The sequence below is a fragment of the Streptomyces sp. NRRL F-5650 genome (genome assembly GCF_000721365.1).
Taxonomy (GTDB): Bacteria; Actinomycetota; Actinomycetes; order Streptomycetales; family Streptomycetaceae; genus Streptomyces; species Streptomyces ardesiacus.
Genome location: NZ_JOGV01000002.1, coordinates 12,667 through 34,472 on the forward strand (window position 1 = coordinate 12,667; position 21,806 = coordinate 34,472).

Sequence of the window (21,806 nt, forward strand, 5' to 3'; positions counted from 1 at the left end):
GGGGCGCACGTGCCGGAACCGACCGTCGGCGACGCGACCGTCGGCGCCGTGACCACCGCCGATGCGACCGTCGGGCTCGCCGCGGACTACTTCCGGTCCTACTCGGTCGTCGGCCTGCTCGCCGTCGTCGGGGTGCTCTTCGTCGCCGTGGCCTTCGGCGCCGGACGCCTGCTGCGGCCGGTGGTCCCGACCCCCGAGAAGCTGCTCACCTACGAGTGCGGCGTCGACCCCGTCGGAGAGGGCTGGGCGCACACCCAGGTCCGCTACTACGTCTACGCCTTCCTCTACGTCGTCTTCGCGGTCGACTCGATCTTCCTCTTCCCCTGGGCGACGGTCTTCGCCGACCCTGGTTACGGGGCCACGACCCTCGTGGAGATGTTCGTCTTCCTCGGGTTCCTCGCCGTGGGCCTGTTGTACGCATACAAGAAGGGCGTCCTGTCATGGACGTGAACCCCTCCGGTCCCGCACCCGCACCCGCACCCGCGTCCACACCCGGACCCGGACCCGGGCCCGTGCCGCTGCCCGAGCCCAAGCGCCTGGGCACGCTCGCCCGCCTCGCCCCGGAGCCGATGAAGGTCGTCCTGAACTGGGGCCGCCGCTACTCGCTCTGGGTCTTCAACTTCGGCCTCGCCTGCTGCGCGATCGAGTTCATCGCCGCGTCGATGGCCCGCCACGACTTCATCCGGCTCGGCGTCATCCCCTTCGCGCCGGGCCCGCGCCAGGCGGACCTGATGGTCGTCTCCGGCACGGTGACCGACAAGATGGCGCCGGCCGTCAAGCGCCTGTACGAGCAGATGCCCGAGCCGAAGTACGTCATCTCCTTCGGCGCCTGCTCCAACTGCGGCGGCCCCTACTGGGACTCCTACTCCGTGACGAAGGGCGTCGACCAGATCATTCCCGTCGACGTCTACGTCCCCGGCTGCCCGCCGCGCCCGGAGGCGCTGCTCCAGGGGATCCTCAAGCTCCAGGAGAAGATCGCGCGCGAGTCCCTGGGGGAGCGGTACGGCGCCTCGCCCGGGCCGTCGACGGCCGCGCTGCGCAGCGGACTGGTGCGCCCGCCCGCCCCGTCCTCCGACGCGGGGGAGGGGCGATGACCGCGGCCGGCTGGCTGCCCGCCGGGGCCGAGGAACTCTTCGGCCCGGACGCCACGGCGGAGGAGGCGTACGACCTCCTGACCGTCGACGTGCCGCCCGCTTCCTGGACCACCGCCCTGGAGACGGCGCGCGACCGGCTGGGCTGCACCTACTTCGACTGGCTGAGCGCGGTCGACGAACCGGGCACCGGGTTCCGCGTCGCGGCGCACGTCGCCGCGCTGGGGCCCGGTTCCGTACGCCGGCTGCTGCTGCGCACGACCGTCCCGCACGAGGCACCGGTCCTGCCCACCGCCGTGGGGGTGTACGCCGGCGCCGCCTGGCACGAACGCGAGACCCACGAGATGTTCGGCGTGGCCTTCGAGGACCACCCCGCCCTCGACCACCTGCTGCTGCCGGAGGGCTTCGAAGGCCACCCGCTGCGCAAGGACTTCGTCCTCGCCGCCCGCGTCGCCAAGGCCTGGCCCGGGGCCAAGGAGCCCGGCGAGTCCGACCACGGCGGTCCACGCCGCCGCCAGATGCTGCCGCCGGGCGTCCCCGATCCCAACGAGTGGGGCCCCTTGAAGGGCCAGCTCCCTCCCGCCCCGGCCCGCGCCGCACGGGGCGCGGGACGGACGGCGGGGGAGCGCCCGGCCCGGCGCACCCGTACGGCGGCCGAGGCGTCGGCGGCGGTGTCGGCGCCGGGCGGCGAGGCCCCGGCCGCGCCGCGCCGCTCCCGTACGGCCGCCGAGGGCTCGGCCGGCCAGGCCGCCCCGGAGCCGCGCCCGCCCCGGCGCTCGCGCAGCGCGAGCCAGGGCTCCGCGTCCCAGCGGAGCGCCGGGCCGACGGACACCTCGTCCACCACCCCGACCGACACCTCGTCCACCACCCCGCCCATCTCCCCGACGGACGGGCCCGCTCCCGATGCCGCCGCCGACTCCGCCGCCGGGCGGCGCAACGTCGCCGGTACCGCCCGCCCCCGGCGCAACCGGAGCGCGTCCCAGGGCTCGGCGAGCCAACGGGAGGCAGCGGAGGCCCGGCAGCAGGACGACGCGGATTCCGGCGGCACCGCCCCGAGCGGCGACGGGACCGCCACCCCGCCCCCGCCCACCGAGGCACCGGCGCCGAAGCCCTCGGCACCGCGCAGCCCGGAGGCCCCGTGGCACCACGCCCGCCCGGCGTTCGACGAGCCGGGGGCCGCTCCCGAGGAGCCGGACGCCACCGGGGCGCCCGAGGCCACCGGGGCACCCGAGGCCCAGCCGGACCCCGACTCCGCCGACACCGGGGACGACACCGACGTTCCCCGCGACCCCCCGAACGCCCCGAACGCCCCGAACGCCCCGAACCCCCCAGGAGGCCCGCAGTGAACGACGTGCTCGACGTCACCCTGCGCCTCCTGATCGTCTTCGTCGTCTTCCTCACCTTCCCCCTGATAGTCGGTCAGGCGGAGCACAAGGTGATGGCGCACATGCAGGGCCGCCTCGGCCCGATGTACGCGGGCGGCTTCCACGGCTGGGCCCAGCTCGTCGCGGACGGCGTGAAGTTCGCGCAGAAGGAGGACGTGGTCCCCGCCGACGCGGACCGCCGCATCTTCCAGCTCGCCCCGGCCGTGGCCCTGCTGCCGTACCTCCTCGTCCTGCTGGCCGTCCCCGTCGGTCCCGGGGAGGGCGCCGTCGGCCAGGTCGTCGACGCGGGCGTCTTCTTCGTCCTGGCCGTCATGGGCGTGGGCGTCCTCGGCTCGCTCATGGCCGGCTGGTCCTCGGCCAACAAGTTCTCCCTCCTCGGCGGCCTGCGCACCGCCGCCCAACTCCTCGCCTACGAACTCCCGATGCTGCTGACCGCCGCCTCCGTGGCGATGGCGGCCGGCACCGTCTCGCTCGTCGGCATCCTCGACGCCTTCGAGTGGTGGTGGCTGCCCTGGCAGATCGTCGGCGCGGTCGTCTTCTTCGTCGCCGGTCTGGCCGAGCTGCAGCGGCCCCCGTTCGACATGCCGGTCGCCGACTCGGAGATCATCTTCGGCGCCTACACCGAGTACACCGGCCTGCGCTTCGCCCTGTTCCTCCTCGCCGAGTACGCCGGGATCGTCGTCCTGTGCGGTCTGACCACCGTGCTCTTCCTGGGCGGCTGGCACGGCCCCTGGGGCGCCGACGGCCTGGGCTGGGTGTGGACCCTGCTCAAGGCGGCCGTCCTCGCCTTCGTCGTGATCTGGCTGCGCGTGACCTACCCCCGGCTGCGCGAGGACCAGCTCCAGAAACTGTCCTGGACGCTCCTCGTGCCCCTCTCCCTCGCCCAGATCGCCCTCACCGGCGTCGTCAAGGTGGTGATCCGGTAGCCATGTCCCCCGTCCCCGGCTCCGGCCTGGCCAAGGGCCTGGCCGTCACCCTGCGCACGATGACGAGGAAGACCGTCACCGAGCAGTACCCGGACGTCCAGCCGGAACTGCCGCCCCGCACCCGCGGCGTGATCGGCCTGTTCGAGGAGAACTGCACGGTCTGCATGCTGTGCGCCCGCGAGTGTCCCGACTGGTGCATCTACATCGACTCCCACAAGGAGACGGTCCCGGCGGCCGCCCCCGGCGGACGCGAGCGCAGCCGCAACGTCCTCGACCGCTTCGCCATCGACTTCGCCCTGTGCATGTACTGCGGCATCTGCATCGAGGTCTGTCCTTTCGACGCCCTGTTCTGGTCCCCGGAGTTCGAGTACGCCGAGACCGACATCCGCGACCTCACCCACGAGCGCGACAAGCTGCGCGAGTGGATGTGGACCGTGCCGGCCCCGCCCGCCCTCGACCCCGGTGCGGAGGAGCCCAAGGAACTCGCCGCCGCCCGCAAGGCCGCCGACAGACTCGCCGCGCAGCAGCAGGCCGCACCGGAGACGGACGAACGGACCGGGCAGGAGGACGGGTCATGACCCTCGCCGCCGCGTCCCACGGGTTCCTGTCCCCGACCGGCGTGGAGATCGCCTTCCTCCTCGTCGGCCTCGTCACCTTCGGAGCCGCCGTGCTCACCGTCACCACCCGCCAACTCGTCCACGCGGCGCTGTGGCTGGTGGTGGCCCTCGGCGGCCTGGCCGTCGAATACCTGCTGCTCACCGCCGAGTTCATCGCCTGGGTCCAGGTCCTCATCTACGTCGGTGCCGTCGTCGTCCTCCTCCTGTTCGGCCTGATGCTCACCAGGGCGCCCGTCGGCCGGTCCCCGGACGCCGACTCCGGCAACCGCTGGGCCGCCCTCACCGTGGCCGGGGCCTCCGCGGCGGCCCTGGTGTGGGTGGTCGTCGACGCCTTCCGTGCCACCTGGATCGACCTCGACGGCCCGGCCGCCGGCTCCACCGCCGTCACCGGGGCGAGCCTCTTCCAGAACTGGGTCCTCCCCTTCGAGGCCCTCTCCGTCCTCCTCCTCGCCGCCCTGGTCGGTGCCATCGTCCTGTCCCGCAAGGCCAAGGTCGAGCGCACCGCCGACACACACGCCACGCCCGAAACGCCCGCCACTCCCGCGGCGGCCGGTGCCGCCACGACCGCCGCCGACGGTGCCGACGAGGGCGGTGTCCGCTGATGCACCTCGCCTATCCAGCCGTCCTGTCCGCCCTCCTCTTCTGCACCGGCCTCTACGGCGTCCTCGCCCGCCGCAACGCGATCCTCGTCCTGATGTCCGTCGAGCTGATGCTCAACGCCGTCAACCTCAACCTGGTCGCCTTCGACGTCTGGCTCAGCAAGGCCGCCGAGGAGACCCTGCACTCCGGCCAGGCCCTCACGCTGTTCACCATCGCCGTCGCGGCCGCCGAGATCGGCATCGGCCTGGCGATCGTCCTCGCTGTCCACCGCAACCGAGGCACCTCGGACATCGACCGGCTCCGCGACACCGCCGAGGGCCACGAACCGGACGGTTCCGACACCGACACCCTCGCGACCGGGACGGCCGCCGAGAAGGCTGAGGCCACCGCGTGACCACGACCACCCTCGCCGTACTCGTCCCCCTCCTTCCCTTCCTCGGGGCAGCCGCCGGCCTCCTGCTGGGCCGGTCGGCACCCGGGTTCGTCCGGCCCCTGGCGGTCCTGCCGACGCTGGCGGCCCTCGTCCTCGCCGCCCTCGTCGCGGTCCGGCAGGGCGGCGGCCAGGCCGTCGACGCCGTCACGGAACTGACGCCCACCGGCTCGGTCCCCGTCGAACTCGCCCTGCACATCGACGGTTTCGCCGCCCTCGTCGCCGTACTGGTCGGCACCGTCGCCACCTGCGTGCAGATCTACTCGACGGGCTACCTGCGCGACGACCCGCGCTACGCCTCGTACGCCGCACTCGTCTCCCTGTTCACCTCCGCCATGTTTCTCGTCGTCTACTCCGGCGACCTGATGGTGCTGCTGGTCGGCTGGGAAGTCATGGGCATCTGCTCGTACTTCCTGGTCGGCCACTACTGGGAGACCCCGGAGGCGCGCGCCGCCTCCCTCAAGGCCTTCCTGGTCACCAAGCTCGGCGACGTCCCCTTCCTGATCGGTCTGCTGGCGCTGGCCACCGAGGCGGGCTCCTTCCGCATCACCGAGATCCTCGACGCGGTGGCCGGCGGATCGATCGACCACCCGACGGCGATCGCGCTGCTGCTCCTGGCCGGGGTGGCGGGCAAGTCCGCGCAGTTCCCGCTGCACACCTGGCTCCCCGACGCGATGGCGGGCCCGACGCCCGTCTCCGCGCTGATCCACGCCGCGACGATGGTCGCCGCGGGCGTGTACTTCGTCGCCCGGCTCCTTCCGCTGTTCGAGGCCTCGCGGGCCGCGATGGTCGTCCTCGCCGTCATGGCCGCCGTCACCATGGTCGGCTCCGCCCTCGCCGCCCTCGCCCAGGACGACATCAAACGCGTCCTGGCCTACTCGACGATCGGACAGCTCGGGTACATGACCGGCGCCCTCGCCACGGGCGACCGCGGCGCCGCCGTCTTCCACCTCCTGTCCCACGGCGCGTTCAAGGCGCTCCTGTTCCTCGCCGCCGGCGTGATCATCCACGCCGCCGGCACCAACTCGCTGGCCGCCATGTCCCGCATGCGGGGCCTGCGCGACCGTGTCCCGGACGCCTACTGGACGATGACCGTGGCCCTGCTCGCGCTCGCCGCGATCCCGCCCTTCAGCGGCTTCTTCTCCAAGGAGTCCGTCCTCGGCGCCGCGGAGCACGCGGCCACCGGCCACACCGGGCACGCACCCGCCGCCGCGGGCTGGACCGTCCTCGTCGCCGCCCTGATCACGGCCCTGCTCACCGCCGCGTACGCGACCCGGCTGTGGCTGCTGGCCTTCCGCGGCAAGGGCGCCGAGGCCCCCGACCACGGCCGGCAGCCGGTGGCCATGAACGCCGTGCTCTGGGTGCTCGCCGTCCCCTCACTCGCACTGGGCGGACTCACCTTCCGGCTGCTGCCCGACTGGTTCGACGACAACGACCTCACCCCGGCCCTGACCACGTCCGTGCTGGGCACGGGAGTGGCCCTGGTGGGCGGCATCGTCACCTACGCCGCCTGGCGGCACACCACGGCGCTCGCGGACCGCACCCCGCTCGGTGCGGTCGCGGCCCACCCCGAGGGCGACGCGGCCCTGGTGGAGGCCGAGGTCATCGCCAGCCACCGGCCCGCCTACGGAGACCTCGCCTCCGCCCCCGACCCGTCCGATCCGGGACGGCTCCTGCTGGGCCCGGTGCACCGGCACGCGGCCGCCGGCTTCCACCTGGACGCGGTCTACTCGGCCCTCTTCGTCCGCCCGGTCCTGGCCGGAGCCAGCCTCGTCCGGTTCCTCGACCGGGAGGTCGTCGACACCTACGTACGCGCGGCGGGCGCCCTGCCGAAACTGCTCGGGGCCGCCGTACGACGTGCCCAGACCGGCAATGTGCAGACCTATGTGAGCGCGCTGCTCGCCGGCACCGTCGTCCTCGCGGTCGCCGCCGTCCTCGTCGCCACGGGAGCGTGAGCAGGCGTGATCGATATCAACGAGTCCGTGATGCAGGTCCTCCTCGCGTTTCTCGTCGTCGGCCCGCTCCTCGGGGCCGTCGCCGCCCTGCTGCCGGCCCCGCCCGGACTGAAGGGGAAGTCGCCCGAGCAGGCCGTGCTGCGGCACGGTGTCACCGTCACCGGCGCGGTCCTCGCCGCCGCGGTCGTCCTCGTCCTCGGCTTCGACCACGACCGTCCGTCGAGGATGCAGGCGAGCACGGACATCAGTTGGATCCCCGCGCTCGACGTCCGCATCCACCTCGGCGTCGACGGCATCTCGCTCCCCCTCCTGGTCCTGACCGCGCTGCTGACCTTCCTCTGCGCGCTCCACTCGTACTTCAAGCAGCGGCACGAGCCGGTACCGCGGCCTTCCGGCCCGAGCCCGAAGGCGTTCGTCGCGCTGCTGCTCGTCCTCGAGTCCGGCACCCTCGCGACCTTCGCCGTCCTCGACCTGATCCTGTTCTTCCTCGCCTTCGAGACGGTCCTCGTCCCGATGTACTTCCTCATCGCCCGCTGGGGCGGCGCGGGACGGGCCGGGGCCGCCTGGAAGTTCATCCTCTTCACGCTCCTCGGCTCCGTCGTCATGCTGCTCGGCCTGCTCCTGATCGGAATCAAGGCGGGCACGTTCGACATGGTGGCACTCGCCACTGACAACGGCCGGTCGCTGACCGCGTCCGTGCAGGTCACCGCCGTTCTGGCGATCGGGATCGGGCTCGCGGTGAAGACCCCGATGTGGCCGCTGCACAGCTGGCTGCCCGACGCCCACACCGCCGCGCCGACCGTCGGCTCGGTCCTGCTGGCCGGCGTCCTGCTCAAGATGGGCACGTACGGGTTCGTCCGCATCCTGCTGCCGGCGGCCCCGGACGGCTTCCGCACCTTCGCGCCCTACCTCGCCGCCTTCGCCGTCGTCGGCATCGTCTACGGCTCCCTGGCCTGCCTCGCCCTCGCCAGAAGAGGAGCCAAGGGCGACCTCAAGCGCCTCATCGCCTACTCCTCCGTCGGCCACATGGGCTTCGTCCTGCTCGGCATCGCGACCATGACACCGACCGGCGTGAACGGCGCCCTCTTCGCCAACATCGCCCACGGCCTGATCACCGGCCTGCTCTTCTTCGTGGTCGGCGCGCTCAAGGACCGCACCGGCACCACCGACCTCGACACGCTCGCCGAGGAGTCGGGCCACGCCCTGTACGGCAAGGCGCCCCGGCTCGGCGGACTGCTCGCCTTCGCCGCGGTCGCCTCGCTGGGCCTGCCGGGGCTGGCCGGGTTCTGGGGCGAGATGCTCGCCCTGTTCGGCGCCTTCGACCCGCACCACGGCCTCAGCCGCCCCGCCTTCCTCACCTTCATGGCGATCGCCGCCTTCGGCACCCTGCTGACGGCCGCGTACATGCTGATCGTGGTCCGCCGCGTCTGCATGGGTGCCGTGCCGCAGGACGTCCCGCAGCCGCGGCTCGCCGACGTGCGCACGTACGAGTTCGCCGCCTGGACCCCGCTCGTCGCCCTCACCGTCGTCGCGGGGCTGTGGCCCAGAACGCTGCTCGGGCTGACCGACCCGGCCGTGCAGCAGCTCCTCTCAGGAGGCACCCGATGAGCTTCCCGGCCCAGACCCTCGCCCAGCCCCTCGCCCAAAGTGTCGTCCAGTCCGTCGACTGGCTCGCCATCGCGCCGCCCACCATCACGGCGGTCGTGGCGCTCGTCGTCCTCGTCGCCGACCTGTTCGTCGAGGACGCCCGCAAGGGCCTGCTCGGCTGGATCTCGGTCGCCGGACTCGCGGCCGCCGCCCTCATGCTGCTGCCTCTGGTGAACGACGACCGCTCGACGTTCTGCCAGCGGGGTGAGCCGGGCGTCTGCAGCTACACCGCGGACACCTTCGCCCTGGCCGTCCAGTTCCTGGTCCTCGGCGGCGCCCTGCTCACCGCGCTCCTGTCGGTCACGGCGGTGAAGGACGCCGACCGACGGCTGCCCGAGGGCGAGTTCTGGTTCCTGCTGCTCTCCTCCGCGGCCGGCGCCGCCCTCCTGCCCGCCTCCCGCGACCTCGCGACGCTGATCGTCGCCCTGGAGGTCGCCTCCCTGCCCGCCTTCGCCCTCGTCGGTCTCCGGCAGGGCGACCGCAGGTCCTCCGAAGCGGCCCTGAAGTTCTTCCTGTCGTCGGTCACCGCGACCGCGGTCAGCCTCATGGGCATCAGCTTCGTCTACGCCACCACCGGCACCCTCTACCTCACCCAGGTGGCCGAGCGCGTCCAGCACGTCGACGGGCAGTTCACCACCCTGGCCCAGACCGGCGTCGTCCTCACCCTCGTCGGCTTCGCCTTCAAGACGGCCGCCGTGCCCTTCCACTTCTGGGTGCCCGACACCTACGTGGGCGCGCCCCTGCCGATCGCGGCCTACCTGTCCGTGATCGGCAAGGCGGTCGGCTTCTCCGGCCTCGTCCTCGTCACGGTCGTCGCCCTGCCGTCCTACGCCGACGTCTGGGGCCCCGCGCTCGCGGCACTGGCCGCCCTGACCATGACCGTCGGCAACGTCGGCGCGCTGCGGCAGCAGGCCACGCGCGCGTACAGCGCGGTACGCCTGCTCGCGTGGTCGTCCGTCGGCCAGGCCGGCTACCTCCTGGTGCCGATCGCGGCCGCCGCGTACTCCGACGACCCCGAACGCGCGGTCGGCTCCACCGTCGCCTACGCGCTCATGTACGCGGCGGTAAACCTCGGCGCCTTCGCGGTGGCCGCCCTCGTGGGCCGCACCCGGGCCGCGAACCGTGTCGCGGACTACCGCGGCCTGTACGCGACCAACCCCCTCACCGCCCTGGTCCTGGCCTTCTTCCTGCTCTGCCTCGCCGGACTGCCGCCCGGGGTCATCGGGCTCTTCGCCAAGGTCACGGTGTTCTCCGCGGCCGTCGACGCCGGACTCGGCTGGCTGGCCGTCGTCATGGCCGTCAACGTCGCGATCGCGCTCTTCTACTACCTCCAATGGACGGCACTGCTGTTCCGGGCGCCCGAGGAGGCGACCGCCGGCCACCGCGTCCCGGTCCCCCTCACCGCCGCGATCACCGTGACCGCGGTGGTGGCCGTCGCCCTCTCCGGAGCGCCCCAGCTCATCCTGCGGTTCGCCGGCACCGGACTCTTCTGACCCCGGCCGCCGGGCACGCGCGCGTACGGCGCCCCGCCACCACGCGCGCGTGGAGGCGGCCACGCCGGTCACCCGTACGGACCACACGCGCCGCGCCGGGCGCCGGGGAACTGGTGGCCCTCGCCTGGCGTTGACCAGTACGGAAGGGTCCACTGGACGTGTCACCACGGCACCGGTGGCATCCGGAGACCAGGAAGCAACCACAGCGAGCGATACCAGCAACCAAAGGGTTCCCCTGCTGCACGACTTGGAGGGCGTACCGTGCACCGCCGGCACAACGGGCTCAGGACCGCAGTACTCCTCGGGGGACTGTCCGCGCTCATCATCGTCATCGGCAGCTTCTTCGGCCGAGCGGGGCTCGTGGTCGCCGTCCTCGTCGCCCTGGGCACCAACGCGTACGCGTACTGGAACAGCGACAAGCTCGCCCTCCGCGCGATGCGCGCCCGGCCGGTGAGCGAGTTCGAGGCGCCCGCGCTGTACCGCATGGTCCGCGAGCTCTCCACCCAGGCCCGCCAGCCGATGCCCCGCCTGTACATCTCGCCCACGGAGGCGCCGAACGCCTTCGCGACCGGCCGCAACCCGCGCAACGCGGCCGTGTGCTGCACCGAGGGCATCATGCGCCTGCTCGACGAGCGGGAGCTGCGCGGCGTCATCGGGCACGAGCTCAGCCACGTCTACAACCGGGACATCCTGATCTCCTCGGTCGCCGGGGCCCTCGCCTCCGTGATCATGTTCCTGGTCAACTTCGCCTGGCTGATCCCCGTCGGCCGTTCCAACGACGACGACGGACCCGGTCTGCTGGGCATGCTCCTCATCATGCTGCTCGGACCGCTCGCCGCCACCGTCATCCAGTTGGCCATCAGCCGCTCCCGGGAGTACGAGGCCGACGCCTCCGGAGCCCAGCTGACCGGCGACCCGCTCGCCCTGGCCGGTGCGCTGCGCAAGCTGGAGATGGGCACCAAGCAGCTCCCGCTCCCCCCGGAGCCCCGCCTCGAGACCGCCAGCCACATGATGATCGCCAACCCCTTCCGTCCGGGGCAGGGACTGTCGAAGATGTTCTCCACCCACCCGCCGATGGCGGAGCGAATCGCCCGGCTCGAAAAGATGGCAGGTCGCCAGCAGTGAAGACCATCCTCAACGTCATTTGGCTCGTGCTCAGCGGATTCTGGCTGTTCCTCGGCTACCTGTTCGCGGGCGCGCTGCTCTGCATCACGATCATCGGCATCCCCTTCGGCATAGCGGCCTTCCGCATCGGCGTCTACGCCCTGTGGCCCTTCGGGTACACGACGGTCGAGCGGCGCGGCGCGGGAGCGCCCTCCTGCATCGGGAACGTGCTGTGGCTCGTCCTCGCCGGCTGGTGGCTGGCGCTCGGCCACATCGTCACCGGCATCGCCCTGTGCGTCACGATCATCGGCATCCCGCTCGGCATCGCCAACTTCAAGCTGATCCCCGTCTCCCTGCTCCCGTTGGGCCGCGAGATCGTGCGCACGGACCAGCCCTTCACGGCGGGACCGACGCAGGGCACCGGCTGGTGAGGAGGCGGTCGCCGGGGACGGGGAGCAGCCCCGCTCCCCGGGTGCCGTGTCTCCCGCCCCGCTGACCGGCGCAACCACCGGGCCCGTCCGGAACGTCCTCTCCGGCAAGAGGACTGAACATCACGGAGGAACTGGCCCGCAGCACTGGCACAGTGTGGGCACAGCGAGAAAGGGCAGGGTCACGGCATGACCGTCATCGGCTGGATCATCCTCGGACTGTTGGCCGGAGCCATCGCCAAGTTCCTGCTGCCGGGCCGCGACCCCGGCGGGCTCGTCGGCACCACCCTCATCGGCATCGCCGGTGCGTTCATCGGCGGCTGGATATCGGCCCGCTGGCTGGACCACCCGGTCAGCAAGGACTTCTACGACGGCGCGACCTGGGCCGCGGCGATCGGCGGTTCGCTGGTGCTGCTAATCGCCTACCGGCTCCTGTTCGGCAACTCGCGCAACTGAGCACGCGCGCACCGGACGAGGCGGAACGGGAGAGGGCGGGCACCCCGGTGCCCGCCCTCTCCCGTTCTCCTCCCCGTCGACGCGCAGCCCGCTCGCAGGCCCCGCGTTGACGGCTCAGCGCGTCACCGGCAGTGCCCTCACCGGTAGTTCACGAACTGCAGCGCGAAGTCGAAGTCCCGGCCCTTGAGCAGCGAGATGACGGTCTGCAGATCGTCCCGGCTCTTCGAGGAGACACGCAGCTCGTCGCCCTGCACCTGGGCCTTCACGCCCTTGGGCCCCTCATCGCGGATGATCTTGGCCACCTTCTTCGCGTTCTCCTGGGAGATGCCCTCCTCGATCGACGCGAAGATCTTGTACTCCTTGCCGGAGAGCTGCGGCTCACCCGCGTCCAGAGCCTTGAGCGAGATGCCGCGCTTGATCAGCTTGGACTGGAAGACGTCGAGGATGGCGTTCACCCGGTCCTCGGAGTTGGCCTCCATGAGGATCTTCTCCCCGGACCACGAGATCGAGGCGCCCACGCCCTTGAAGTCGTAGCGCTGCGAGATCTCCTTGGCGGCCTGGTTGAGGGCGTTGTCGACCTCCTGCCGCTCGACCTTCGAGACGATGTCGAAACTGGAGTCGGCCATGTCCTGTGGCTCCTTGTATCTGGGTGCGTGTCGGGCCGCGTATCGGCTCCGTACCGGCATACGTCGGCGGCCGCCGGGCCCGGCAGGGTCCTCGACCGCATCCGCCCAAGCCTAGCCACCCGCCGCCGTCCGGGCGGCGATCAATCAGGTGGCGAAGCACCCCTCCACATCAGGTATTGTTTACGTCGTTGCCACGGAGCACCGCCCCAAAGCGGTACGACGAGCAGCAACCCCCGGCGGTGTGCCCGAGCGGCCAAAGGGAGCAGACTGTAAATCTGCCGGCTCAGCCTTCCCAGGTTCGAATCCTGGCGCCGCCACACGACCGAAAGGGTCTGTGACCAGCAGCAATGCTGGTCACAGACCCTTTCGTCGTTGACGGGCCTGCCCTGATCGTTATGGGTGCTTTTTCCCAGTGTGTCTCACCCTGATTCGGGTGCTGACCAGTCCGTGTGGGGCAGGCGTGGGGCAGCTTCCACTCCTCCTAGCTGCCGTTCTTCAACGCCCGCTCGATCCGGGCATTGGCTGTAGCGGCGCCGCCGTCCAGGCACTTCGCGTAGACCCGGAACAACACGGCCACGCTGTGGCCGGCGCGCGCGGCTACTTCTTGCGGTTCCACCCCGGAACTGAGCCATGTGGATACGGCGGCGTGGCGAAGATCATAAGGACGCTTCGCCAGGAGCGACGCGCACTGAGCGGGCGTGAGGGCACGAGAACGGGCCTCTGCCCACACCTCGCCGTATCCGGTGTCCTGGATGAGTCCGCCACGCTGCGTCCGGAACAGCCGCCCGTCCGGGGCGACGCCGTACGCGGTGACGTGCCACCGAAGCAGATGCACAAGATCGGGCGGGATCGGAACAGTGCGCACTGCTTTCCGGGGCCGGTGCTTGAGCCCCCGCCGGTCGTGAGCCTCCCCGCTGTCAGTCCAGGCCGACCCCGAGCGCGGACGGGTTTCCCGGAGCCGCAGGGTGCCCCACCCCCGGCGGGGCAGTTCGCAGTCCTGGAGACGGAGGCCGATGACTTCCGCCGGCCGTGCCGCCGCGTAGTACATGCAGCCGAAGAACGCGACCAGGCGCCGCCCGCGTGGGCTCTGCATACGCACGGCATCGAGCAGTGCGAGAGCTTGGCGGGGGTCCGGGACGGAGGCGGGGTCCAGTTCCTCCGCTACCTGTTCCGGGGACTTCCACTGCACCTGTGGCAGGGGGTTGTCCGTCAGTCGTCCGGCGTCAACGGCGTAGCCGAGAGCGTTGTGAAAGATGGCCCGCTTCCGGCGGATGGTTGATGCCGCCGCTGTGGTGCCGTCCAGTTTCTTGGTCAAGGCGTCCAGGGCGGCCCGTACCTGCATACGGTCGGCCAGCGCGGACGTGGGCACGGACTTCCGCTCGAACCACGCCAGCACGGCGGCCACCTCGTCGGGCGGGTCCTGGTCGCGACGACTCACGTTGAATGCCCAGCTATAGAGGGCCGTCCGCACTGTCTGGGCATCAGCCATTCCCTTGGCGTCCCTCACGAGAGCGGGCGTAACGGTAGCCATGGCTTCCGCGAGCGTCCGACGGGTGGAGCCGGGGGAGTGCTGCCACTTCATCTCGATGTACTCGCGGGCGTGCTGGTACCAACTGACATCGTTGCGTTGGCGCAACTCGGAGAGCGGCGCCCCGGTGGACTCGTCGAACGGCTCGCCGGCGTGAGCGGCCCGCAGTAACTCGGCGCGCCGGCCCTCTGCCAACGTCTTGGTGCGGAACGTCTGCGAGTGCGGCGTCTCGCCCGTCTTCCAGCGCAGTTCCGCGGAGGTCTGTCCACGATCCTTCCGCTGCCGGACGGACCAAATTCGAACGTCGTACGTCTTCCCCATCGGGGGCCTTCCTGCGAGCGGGGCCCGGCTTGTGCCGGGCCCCGTGGGTGAGTTGGTCTGTCGGTGCGATCAATAGGCGGGGGAGTCCAGGTTGCTGAGCCAGTTGTCCAGGTCGGTGCGGCGGACTCGCAGGTGACCGTTGGGCAGCTTCACGAGTCGCGGCGCCTGCCCACGGGCGCGCATGCGGTAGAAGGCAGCGCGACTCATGCCGATTTCGGTGAGGACTTCGGGGAGCTTGAGCATCTTGGTGCCAGCCACGGTGATGACTCCTTCTTGGGGTGAGTCGTCCGGGGGACCCTCCAGGGGCCGCTACTTCCGCTACCGCGGCTACCGTGCAGGTCAGGGGCCTGGTCGAGGTAGCGGGAAGGGGTAGCGGTAGCGGATGGGTAGCGGGGCGGTAGCGGCAACCCGGGCCGGTTGCCGCTACCGCATCAGTGCTGGTCAGGCCGCGTTTTCGGCGCCGGGTAGCGGAGGTAGCGGACTTTCCGGAGGTGGGGGGCAGTAGCGGGCCCACGCGTCCCAGAGATCGGCGGCGTAGTAGCCCTTGAGGACGCTCCCGGCGGTCTTGATGTTGCGGGAGGCGATCGGCTCGTTGTCCGCCGTCATGTACTCCGCGAGCATCTTGGACAGGCGCCGGTTGTCGAGCGGCTTGCCGTGCAGGTCCGCCCACGGCGCATCGTCCAGGGCGTTGAGCCGGTCCAGGATCGCGACCGTGGGAAGCCGGTCGATGCCCGCCATGACGTGGTCGCGCAGGTCGGTCAGCAGCCGCACGCCGAGACTGCCTTTGTCGTTCGCCTTGGACGCGGCGACCAGGGTGACGCAGGCTTGGCGGGCCCGGTCGGGCCAGTGGCCGCCGGCGGCGTCGGCGATGGCAAGCAGCGGTTCCCACACGTCTGCGGGCCGGTCGGTGACCCCTTCCGGCATCTCGGGCCACGCGTCCACGACGGACGCGCGGGCCTGCTCTGCCCAGGTGGCGAGCCGGTCACGGAGCTGGTGGCCCTCGGTCTCGTGGACGCGGGCCCGGAAGGGTTCCACCTTCTCGTTGCGGGCCCGGCGGCGCATGCGGATGACGACGGCCCGGCTCATGATCGTGTCGGGCAGGGAGCCGAGACCGGCGACCGCGACCGCGCAGTACGAGGGGAACGCCTGCACGGTCTGCTGCCCACCGTCTCCGATGCACCGGTAGGTGACCCCGGTGCGGCGGTGGCCGGCGTTGAGGAAGCCGCGCAGTTCCTCGTTGTCCCCCGCCTTCGGCCCGAAAACCGTGTCAATCTCATCGAACAGGATGGTGGGCTTGCCGTTGCCCGACGACACGGAGCGGAACAGGGCGGCGGCGGACGCGTTCACGGCGGTCATGGGCTGCGGCACGAGCGTTTCCACGATCTCCAGGGCCCGCGTCTTCCCGGACCCCGGCTCGGGGGACAGGAACGCGATACGAGGGGTGGAGTCGAAGCAGTCGAGCAGGTGCGCGTGCGCGTCCCACAGCGTCACCGCGACGAACGCGGCCTCGTGCGGGAAGACGTTGAAGCGGCGGTGGAAGGCTTCAACCTCGTTGAGCAGAGCGGCGCCGTCGATGGCGGTCATGCGGCGTGCCTCCCTTCACACGACGGGACGGGCGTCCCGGTGCAGGCGGAGCGGTGGGCCTCGTACTCGTTGACCAGCGCCGCTACGGCGGCCGGACCGGTGGCTGTGCCGGTCAGCCCGCAGCCGCACGCGTAGGCGGCACTGGGCAAGGCGCCGGGGCGCATCGACCAGCGGGCGCCGTCGTAGTGGTGCCGGTAGACCGGCGGGGCAAAGATCCGGATACCCGGCGCGTCCGGCGTCGGGTCGACCCCGGGCCGGACCGTGGACCGGTTCGGGAGAAGGGCAGTTACGACGCCCTTGCGGGCGGCGCCTTTCGGCTCGCTCACGCCCGTCGTGCTCACAGGCTGTGGAGCGGCTTTCGGGCCGGTCGGGGACGGGGTGGGGCAATCCAGGGCGGGGGGAGCGGGGGCCGTCACGTTGCCTCCCTAGGGGTGGCGTGGGCGATGACCCAATCCATCGCACTGCGGATGGTCGTGCGGCACTCGGCCGGCGGCAGACCGGTAGCCTCCCCCGCCCCCTGGATTGCCTGCTCTGCCACGTCCCGCGGCAGGTCGCCCCACGCAACGAACCGGGCCACCTTGCAGGCGCTCCGGTGCACGGTGTTGTTGCGTCCGCCGTCGGTGGCGGCGGCGATGACGGCGCACTCGCGTTCCAGCGCCACCCTCGCGGTACGCGTGCCGTCATGCACCCGGACAGGCACCGGGGCGGGCCGGTCCTGCTCGGTGAGCAGCGCGGCGAGCCAGCCGGGCAGGTCCGCGACGGGCGCGTCGTGGGCAACCTCGTAGGCACCGTCGGGGGTGGTGCTGCCGGGGGCGACGACGTAGCCGCCCCATGCGCGGGTGTCGATGTGCGGTCCGAGACGGTCAACGCTGCACTTCAACCGCACCCCGGCGGGGGCGGTGAAGTAGAGGTGTTCACCGCGCGCGGTCCGCACCCGGTAGGTGTCGGGGAGCGCCTGGGCGGCGCGCTCGCAGAGCGCTTGCAACGAAGTGGCGCCGTCAGGCGCTCCTTTCGGCTCTTCCGCCTTGACCGGGTCCAGGTCGATGACGAGCAGCCCCGCCGGACCGGTCGCGATCCCCACGTTGTATGGGCGGTGGGCCCACGCCGCGTGGATCAGGTCCGGGTCGGTGGTGGCGCGCTCTTCCGGGGTGCGGTGGCCGTCGGCGCACCGGCCGGTGCGGAGGCAGGCGCGTTCGGCGTGTCCGGCCGGTCGCTTGCTGCCAGGGTGCAGCGGGATGACGGGCCAGCCGCGTTCAGCCGCCGTGAGCGCCGCGGCGAGCAGCGGCAGACACTCCAGGCCCACGGCCGGAAGCGTCGGCGGCGAGCCGGGGGCTCGCCGGATCTGCACGGGTTGCGTCATGCTGGGAGACCTCCACAGGTCTGATTGGGGCAGGTGGAGAGGAGCGGCCCGGTTTCATTGGCGTGAGCGGGTCGCTCCTGCTCGCCCGCGGAGCAGCGGGCAAGATCGGGGGATTGTCAGTGGTGGCCGCTAGATTTCGCGGCATGTCGAGTCTTGACCTTGCTCAGGGAACTCTCACCACGCGCGCGGAACTCGCTGCGGCCTACGGCGGTTCGCAGTACGGCGGCGGCATTGTGCCGGCCAACCGGACGAAGAACATCTTCGTCTTCTCCGACCCGGCGGCCGGCAAGGAACACGACTACACCTTCGATGGCCGCACGGACGACGACGAGTTCGGCGTCCTGTACCTGTACACCGGTGCCGGCCAGCCCCCGGCGGACCAGGAGTTGACCGACCGCAATCGGTCGTTGCTGAACCACGTGCAGGCCGAGCGGGATGTGCACCTGTTCGTCGCCGACGGCACCGTGGGCGACACGGAAACGGTGCGGCAGCGGTATATCGGGCAGGTCGTTGTTGACCCGGTCCAGCCCTACGAGGAGCGGTGGACGCAGACCAACGGCCAGCCCGGCCGCCGGTTGTACGTCTTCCGACTGCGGCCGGCACCGGGCGTCACCCTCGCACTGACCGATCAGGACACGATGCAGACCGCGTCCACGACGCAGGCCCTGCCGGTGCCGCCTGCTGCGGAGGGCGCCGCCGGCACGTCCGCGACGGCGGTTCCCACCGAGCAGCACGGCACGGACTCCACCACGGCGAACATCACGGGTGGGGCGCGGAAGGTGCTGCGGCGGGAAGGCAGGCTCGTGACCGCGTTCGAGAAGCATGCGGCCGCACACGGGCACGTCGTGCACCGCTTCCAGATCCGTGTGACGGGCGAGCGCGGTGCCTTCCTCACGGACCCGTACGACGCGACCGATAACGTGCTGTACGAGGCCAAGGGTAAGGCCACGCGGGAGTACGTGCGGATGGCGATTGGCCAGTTGCTCGACTACCGGCGCCACATCGACGTGCCGGACGGGCTGCGTCTGGCGGTGTTGCTGCCGGAGGAGCCCACCGCGGACCTGCGGTCGCTGCTGGAGGCAGGGGGCATCGCCCTGGTGACGAAGACCGCAGACGGCTTTGCGGGCTTCCCGCTTCCGCCGGCCACGGCCTGAACCACCAGGGGCGGCACGGCCGGCTCTGTCAGTGCTTGCCGCGGGCGAGTCGCAGGCTGATGCCGCCCACTCCGATGGGTCCGGCGGCGGCGCCGATGGCGACGGCGGTGTGGACGGCGAAGTCGAGCAGCGCGAGGAACGCGGCCACGAGTCCGAACACGCCGATGACGCCGGCACCGGCGACGGCGATAGGGAACAGGTAGTGCCGCAGCGGCCGGCCGCTGTGGTCGGTGTGGTGGACGACGATCACGACGGGTGCGCCGGTGGTCTCAGCGCGGCGGTAGGCGTCGGCGGGGATGTGCGGGGCGATGATCCCCGGCGGGTCGCGGTGGGTCATCAGAACTCCCTCGGGTGTGCGCCGGGCCCGCACCACGACAGTGGTGCGGGCCCGTGCAGGTGGAGTGTCAGACGGGTGTCACGGCCGGGTGTCAGGGGCGCGTGACGGCGCGTCTGCCTAGGGGTTTGACTGTCAGACGGCCGTGACGGTGTCAGGCGTCAGGCGGCGGCCATGGCGGGGACGATGCGCCACCGGCCGGTCGTGTTCGTCGCCTGCAACCGGCCCTCCTGCGCGGCTTCCTTGAGCCGGGCGGACACCCACGGGCGGGACAGGTTGTGCCGGTCGCACCAGTCGGTGAAGTCCTTCGGGCCCACGATCATCTGCCTGTTCTCCTCGAACTCGGCCAGGGCCGCGGCGAAGAGCTCCCGGGCCTCTTCCGGGGAGGGCTTGCGGCCTGTCTCCTGCCCGAAGATCGGGGCGTCGTCCCCGTCCTCGGCCCCGGGCAGGTCCGCCTCGGGGTCGATGTCGGCGTCGTCGGGGTCGATGAGCAGTCCGCTGTGGTTCATGTCGTCCTCCTCGGGGACGGCCCGCAGGGCGGCCGGCTGTGCGCCGTCGGGGGTGCGGCCGGTGTAGGCGGTGCCGGCGACGCCCACGGCCGCGCCGGCGGTGACGGGGTCGGCGGTGGCGCCGTTGCGCTGGGCCCAGGTGGCCAGCAGCTCCATCACCGGGACGGCCCGGTGGGTGAAGCGGCGGGTGCGGCCCGGGGAGGGGTAGCGGTCCTCCGGGATGCCCGGGGAGACGACGTAGCAGTAACCGGGCCGGCGGTTGCCCCACGCTCCGGGGTGGGCGCCCGCGGCCAGTACCTCATCCGGCAGGCAGAACCCCTCATCCCGCGGGTCACAGCCCAGCGCCACCACCGACGGCAGCGACGCCCGCGTGCTGGTGGACATCTGGTCGTACGACGGCCGTTGCAGGGACACGATCAGCGAGATTCCCGCGGAGCGTGCTTCCTGGGCGATGCCGGTGAACGCGTCGTCGCCCAGCGCGCGGAGGGTGTTGGCGGCTTCCTCGAACCAGGTGACCAGGAACGGCATCCCCGGGCAGTTGCACGCCCGCCCGTCGCTGCGGCAGGAGCGTTCCGGGTTGTTCTGCGGTTCGGCGGCGGCGGGCACCCACTGCCGGTAGCCGTGCGCACCCAACCACCGCGTACGCGCCGGAATGGCCTCCTGCACGGCGGCCACCATGACTTCGGTGTCCGTGCCGCCCTCGGCGGCCCAGTCCAGGCCCGGCCGCAGCGGCGCGAAGTCCTGGAACGCTTTCGGGTCGGAGAACCACACGACCACGTCACGGCGGGACAGAACCTCCGTCAGCAGGTTCAAGGCAGTGTCGCCCTTGCCCGAGCCGGTGCCGCCGGCGACGAGCACGTGCGTGGAGTTGCGGCCCGCGTCCGGGGCGCCCGGCAGCCACAGGACCAGCGGGGCGCCGTCGTCGTAGCGGCCGATGACCAGCGGCTCCGCGATCGACCCGCCCAGGTTCGAGGGGCCCTCCCACTCGACGGTTTCGGCGAGCATGTCTTCCGGGACAATGACCAAATCCCCGCGCCGGTTCGAGTCCGGGTCCGGGGTGTAGCGCACGGCCGAAGTCGGCAGGTCCAGCGCGGAGGCGAGGTTGCCCAGCGCCTTGGACATGTCGTCGTTGGTCTGCTCCCCGGGAGCGAGGGCGACCGGGGCGGTGACCCGATTGGGCTCCACCTTCGCCGCACCGATCTGCGCCCGCGCCAGCCCAACCTTCTCCAACAGCCCCTTGTCACCGCTTTCGCCGGTGGCGTCGTTGCGGCGCATGACCATCCGCACGTTCCACGACAACGCCACCGCCGGACCGCCCATCAGGTACAGGTCATCGACCGGCCCGGCCGTGGGGCCGGCCAGGCACGCGGCGGTGACCCACGCGGAGCCGGCGGCCACCGTGATGGCGGAGTGAAGGCGGCGCTGGGAGCTGGTGGCCTTGCCCGCCCACCAGGTGACGCCGGTCAGGGCGACGGAGGCGAGGGTGAGGCCGACGCCGGCCGCGGAACTGTCGGACCACCGCCAGTTGCCCAGCGCACCGGCCAGGCCGACGCCGCCGACGGCGAGCCACGGCGGCAGGTGCGGCTTGGCCCGGTTCAGCAGATACCCGCGGACAGTGCCGGTCGTGTCGTCGGGCAGGGCGAGCGGGTACGCCCGGCCGCCCTGATGGGTCCTGTTGCGTGCCATGGTCGTACCCCCTTCTACTGCTGAGCCCAGTTCATGACGGGCTGCTGCGGCTTGCGGGCACGGTGGCGTACCCGCTGGATCTCCTCCTCGTACTCCTGCTGGAACACCGCGTAGCAGGCGGCGGCGTTCTTCGCCGCGTCCCGCAGCGCGTCCGCGGAGCGCTGCATCTTCCGCGCGACCTTCGCGGCCCGCACCCGCGAGCCGAACGCCCGCCCGTCCGGGTCCGGGACCGCGGCGAGAACGCCCTTGAGGATTTCGGCGCCCATCGCCACCTCGATCGAGAGGGTGACGGCGGCGGCCCGCAGGGTGTTGCAGTAGTTCCGCACCTGCGCCGGCGAGGTGAACTCCGGGGCCGGGAGCAGGGACTCGGCGTGCGAGCGGCCACCACCGCTGCGGGCGGCGGTGTTCTTGTGGTTGTTCACGGTGACGTTGACCGGGGGGACGAACGAGCCGCCCAGGGCGCCGACGAAACCGCCCGCGGCGGCGCCGGCGTTGGCGAATTTGTTGCCCTTGTTGGCGGCGCCGTTCGTGCCGCTGTTACGCGTCGAGGGTGCCATCAGACCGGATCTCCT

23 protein-coding genes and 1 tRNA gene are annotated in these 21,806 nt (G+C 71.7%); 15 read left to right on the top strand and 9 right to left on the bottom strand.

Features of this window, described 5'->3' with window-relative positions:
* Positions 1 to 9: 9 nt before the first annotated feature.
* From IG88_RS0102880 to IG88_RS0102940, 13 genes are all read left to right on the top strand, one after another.
* Entirely contained in the window at positions 10 to 450 is a 441-nt protein-coding gene (locus tag IG88_RS0102880) for an NADH-quinone oxidoreductase subunit A (RefSeq protein ID WP_031034600.1), read from the top strand.
* Positions 441 to 1,094 carry an NADH-quinone oxidoreductase subunit B gene (locus IG88_RS0102885; protein ID WP_031034603.1) on the top strand — a complete coding sequence of 218 codons (654 nt, stop codon included), beginning with the start codon at positions 441 to 443 and terminating at the stop codon, positions 1,092 to 1,094. The genes IG88_RS0102880 and IG88_RS0102885 overlap by 10 nt, the downstream gene beginning before the upstream one ends.
* Positions 1,091 to 2,437 carry an NADH-quinone oxidoreductase subunit C gene (locus tag IG88_RS0102890; protein WP_031034605.1) on the top strand — a complete coding sequence of 449 codons (1,347 nt, stop codon included), beginning with the start codon at positions 1,091 to 1,093 and terminating at the stop codon, positions 2,435 to 2,437. Before IG88_RS0102885 ends, IG88_RS0102890 begins: the two co-directional genes overlap by 4 nt.
* On the top strand, positions 2,434 to 3,402 hold the full coding sequence (locus IG88_RS0102895; protein WP_031034607.1) for a complex I subunit 1/NuoH family protein: 969 nt from the start codon (positions 2,434 to 2,436) through the stop codon (positions 3,400 to 3,402). Before IG88_RS0102890 ends, IG88_RS0102895 begins: the two co-directional genes overlap by 4 nt.
* A 2-nt stretch (positions 3,403 to 3,404) precedes the next feature.
* Entirely contained in the window at positions 3,405 to 3,980 is a 576-nt protein-coding gene (locus IG88_RS0102900) for a NuoI/complex I 23 kDa subunit family protein (RefSeq protein WP_031034610.1), read from the top strand.
* Positions 3,977 to 4,621 (top strand): NADH-quinone oxidoreductase subunit J, encoded by a 645-nt coding sequence (locus IG88_RS0102905; protein ID WP_031034611.1) that lies wholly within the window; start codon positions 3,977 to 3,979, stop codon positions 4,619 to 4,621. Before IG88_RS0102900 ends, IG88_RS0102905 begins: the two co-directional genes overlap by 4 nt.
* Positions 4,621 to 5,013, top strand: coding sequence for an NADH-quinone oxidoreductase subunit NuoK (nuoK, locus tag IG88_RS0102910; protein ID WP_031034613.1), 393 nt, complete (start codon positions 4,621 to 4,623; stop codon positions 5,011 to 5,013). Before IG88_RS0102905 ends, nuoK begins: the two co-directional genes overlap by 1 nt.
* Entirely contained in the window at positions 5,010 to 7,004 is a 1,995-nt protein-coding gene (locus tag IG88_RS0102915; RefSeq protein WP_031034616.1) for an NADH-quinone oxidoreductase subunit L, read from the top strand. The genes nuoK and IG88_RS0102915 overlap by 4 nt, the downstream gene beginning before the upstream one ends.
* Positions 7,005 to 7,010: 6 nt before the next feature.
* Positions 7,011 to 8,612: an NADH-quinone oxidoreductase subunit M gene (locus tag IG88_RS0102920; RefSeq protein ID WP_031034618.1), complete on the top strand. Its 1,602-nt coding sequence runs from the start codon at positions 7,011 to 7,013 to the stop codon at positions 8,610 to 8,612.
* Positions 8,609 to 10,144, top strand: a complete 1,536-nt coding sequence (locus IG88_RS0102925; protein WP_031034620.1) for an NADH-quinone oxidoreductase subunit N — start codon at positions 8,609 to 8,611, stop codon at positions 10,142 to 10,144. The genes IG88_RS0102920 and IG88_RS0102925 overlap by 4 nt, the downstream gene beginning before the upstream one ends.
* A 261-nt stretch (positions 10,145 to 10,405) precedes the next feature.
* Entirely contained in the window at positions 10,406 to 11,269 is an 864-nt protein-coding gene (gene htpX / locus IG88_RS0102930; RefSeq protein ID WP_031034623.1) for a zinc metalloprotease HtpX, read from the top strand.
* Positions 11,266 to 11,679, top strand: coding sequence for a YccF domain-containing protein (locus tag IG88_RS0102935; RefSeq protein ID WP_031034626.1), 414 nt, complete (start codon positions 11,266 to 11,268; stop codon positions 11,677 to 11,679). The genes htpX and IG88_RS0102935 overlap by 4 nt, the downstream gene beginning before the upstream one ends.
* Before the next feature lie 186 nt (positions 11,680 to 11,865).
* Complete coding sequence (locus IG88_RS0102940; RefSeq protein WP_031034628.1) at positions 11,866 to 12,132, top strand: GlsB/YeaQ/YmgE family stress response membrane protein; 267 nt, start codon at positions 11,866 to 11,868, stop codon at positions 12,130 to 12,132.
* Between the two features lie 137 nt (positions 12,133 to 12,269).
* Here IG88_RS0102940 and IG88_RS0102945 read toward each other — a convergent pair whose 3' ends face one another.
* Entirely contained in the window at positions 12,270 to 12,758 is a 489-nt protein-coding gene (locus IG88_RS0102945) for a YajQ family cyclic di-GMP-binding protein (protein WP_031034630.1), read from the bottom strand.
* 235 nt (positions 12,759 to 12,993) lie between these two features.
* Between IG88_RS0102945 and IG88_RS0102950 the strand changes: the two genes are divergently transcribed.
* Positions 12,994 to 13,075 (top strand) — tRNA-Tyr (locus IG88_RS0102950).
* Between the two features lie 164 nt (positions 13,076 to 13,239).
* Here IG88_RS0102950 and IG88_RS0102955 read toward each other — a convergent pair.
* The 5 genes from IG88_RS0102955 to IG88_RS0102970 all read right to left on the bottom strand — a co-directional run bounded on the left by IG88_RS0102955 (position 13,240) and on the right by IG88_RS0102970 (position 17,551).
* Positions 13,240 to 14,607, bottom strand: coding sequence for a tyrosine-type recombinase/integrase (locus IG88_RS0102955; RefSeq protein ID WP_031034632.1), 1,368 nt, complete (start codon positions 14,605 to 14,607; stop codon positions 13,240 to 13,242).
* A gap of 69 nt (positions 14,608 to 14,676) precedes the next feature.
* Positions 14,677 to 14,865: a helix-turn-helix transcriptional regulator gene (locus IG88_RS0102960; protein WP_031034634.1), complete on the bottom strand. Its 189-nt coding sequence runs from the start codon at positions 14,863 to 14,865 to the stop codon at positions 14,677 to 14,679.
* A gap of 183 nt (positions 14,866 to 15,048) precedes the next feature.
* The gene (locus IG88_RS0102965; RefSeq protein WP_031034636.1) at positions 15,049 to 16,191 is read right to left on the bottom strand and encodes a DUF3631 domain-containing protein; all 1,143 of its coding nucleotides are present in this window, start codon (positions 16,189 to 16,191) and stop codon (positions 15,049 to 15,051) included.
* On the bottom strand, positions 16,188 to 16,517 hold the full coding sequence (locus tag IG88_RS40810; RefSeq protein ID WP_078861397.1) for a hypothetical protein: 330 nt from the start codon (positions 16,515 to 16,517) through the stop codon (positions 16,188 to 16,190). The genes IG88_RS0102965 and IG88_RS40810 overlap by 4 nt, the downstream gene beginning before the upstream one ends.
* 86 nt (positions 16,518 to 16,603) lie before the next feature.
* Entirely contained in the window at positions 16,604 to 17,551 is a 948-nt protein-coding gene (locus IG88_RS0102970) for a bifunctional DNA primase/polymerase (protein ID WP_078861382.1), read from the bottom strand.
* A gap of 143 nt (positions 17,552 to 17,694) precedes the next feature.
* On the opposite strand from IG88_RS0102970, the gene IG88_RS0102975 reads away from it, so the two are divergent.
* Entirely contained in the window at positions 17,695 to 18,705 is a 1,011-nt protein-coding gene (locus IG88_RS0102975) for a hypothetical protein (RefSeq protein ID WP_037835263.1), read from the top strand.
* A 28-nt stretch (positions 18,706 to 18,733) separates the two neighbouring features.
* Here the strand turns inward: IG88_RS0102975 and IG88_RS0102980 are convergent, their stop codons facing one another.
* The 3 genes from IG88_RS0102980 to traA form a co-directional block, all read right to left on the bottom strand.
* On the bottom strand, positions 18,734 to 19,042 hold the full coding sequence (locus IG88_RS0102980) for a hypothetical protein (protein ID WP_031034642.1): 309 nt from the start codon (positions 19,040 to 19,042) through the stop codon (positions 18,734 to 18,736).
* 158 nt (positions 19,043 to 19,200) lie between these two features.
* On the bottom strand, positions 19,201 to 21,234 hold the full coding sequence (gene traB / locus IG88_RS0102985; RefSeq protein WP_031034645.1) for a plasmid transfer protein TraB: 2,034 nt from the start codon (positions 21,232 to 21,234) through the stop codon (positions 19,201 to 19,203).
* 14 nt (positions 21,235 to 21,248) lie between these two features.
* Positions 21,249 to 21,791, bottom strand: coding sequence for a plasmid transfer protein TraA (traA, locus tag IG88_RS0102990; RefSeq protein WP_031034647.1), 543 nt, complete (start codon positions 21,789 to 21,791; stop codon positions 21,249 to 21,251).
* Positions 21,792 to 21,806: the final 15 nt, after the last annotated feature.